Genomic DNA, 1,461 nt, shown 5'->3' with positions numbered 1-1,461 from the left:
CGCCGACGTCGTCGAACGGGGCACGAGCCCGTCGAGGAAGCGTGACGGCCGGCGAGACTTACGGCCGCCCTCGTTGCGGGCAAGCGCCCACGACAGCGCCAGATGCTCCCGTGCCCGGGTGACACCGACGTAGAGCAGGCGCCGCTCCTCCTCGATCTGCGCCGGAGTCTGCGCATGGATGATCGGCAACGTCCCCTCGACCAGGCCGACCAGGAAGACCGCGTCCCACTCAAGGCCCTTGGCCGCGTGCAGAGAGGCGAGCGTGACCCCCTCGACGGTGGGAATGTGCTGGTGGGCGGCACGGTCGGCGAGATCGGCGACGAACCGGTCGAGGGTGGCCCCGGGGTCGGAGACCACCATGTCGTCGGCGAGCCGCACGAGCGCGGCCAGATTCTCCCAGCGTTCCCGCTGTGCGCCCGAGCCGTTCGGCGGATCGTTCCCCCGCCATCCCAGCGCGGCGAAGACCTCCACGACCTCGGCCGCGAGACCCTCCGGCCGGTCGGTGTCGGCCGACCGCGCGGCCGCCCGCAACAGCCGGACGGCCTCGGCGACCTCCGGCCGCGCGAAGAACCGCTCGCCGCCCCGGACCAGGTAGGGGATGCCGGCGGCGGCGATCGCGGTCTCGTATGCCTCGGACTGGGCGTTGACCCGGTACAGCACGGCGATCTCGCTGGCCGGCACGTCCGCGTCCAGCAGCATGCGGATGCGGCGGGCGACCGCGGTCGCCTCCTCGGGTTCGCTGTCGCATTCGGTGAACGCCGGTGCCGGGCCGTCCGGACGTTGCGCGACCAGCCGCAGCGGTTCGTGCCGGGACGCGGCGGGAGCAGCACCCACGGCCGCGCCCGATGCACCCCGTGCGCCCGATGCCCCCGGTGCGCCGGCAGTGCCGCCGGTGCCGGTTCGCGCGACCAGCCGGTTGGCCAGCCCGACCACCTGCGGCGTGGAGCGGTAGTCCCGCACGAGGCGGACCACAGGGGCGTCGGGGAAGCGCCGGGGGAAATCCAGCAGGTAGCGGGGAGACGCCCCGGTGAACGAGTAGATGGTCTGGTTGGCGTCACCGACCACGCAGAGGCTGTCCCGCTCGCCGAGCCAGGCGTCGAGCAGGCGCTGCTGCAACGGGTTGACGTCCTGGTACTCGTCCACCACGAAGTGCCGGTAGCGAGAGCGCAGCTCCTCGGCGACCCAGCCGTGCTCCTCGATCACGGCCGCGGTCAGCAGCAGCAGGTCGTCGAAGTCGAGAACGCCCGCCTCCCGCTTGGCCTCCTCGTAGGCGGTGTACAGACGGGCGATCATCTCGGGCGGGTGCGCCGCCTCGCGCGCCGCCGCGGTCGCGGCCGCCGGGTACTCCTCGGGGGTGAGCAGGGTGGCCTTGGCCCACTCGACCTCGGAGGTGAGGTCCCGAAGCTCGGTCCGGCTCGGCGACAGGTGTATCCGGTTCGCCGCCCGAGCCACCAGTGCGAT

General features: G+C 73.0%; 1 protein-coding gene. It reads right to left on the bottom strand.

Annotated elements, in window-relative coordinates; genetic code table 11:
- On the bottom strand, window positions 1-1,461 hold a 1,461-nt coding region (locus tag DD1DGNOD_RS05205), incomplete at both ends, for an ATP-dependent helicase (protein ID WP_241255477.1).

Origin of the sequence: Candidatus Protofrankia californiensis, from assembly GCF_900634765.1 — a bacterium.
GTDB lineage: Bacteria > Actinomycetota > Actinomycetes > Frankiales > Frankiaceae > Protofrankia > Protofrankia californiensis.
The sequence above is the reverse complement of the archived record's forward strand: the minus strand, read 5'-3'. Positions and strand labels throughout refer to the sequence as shown.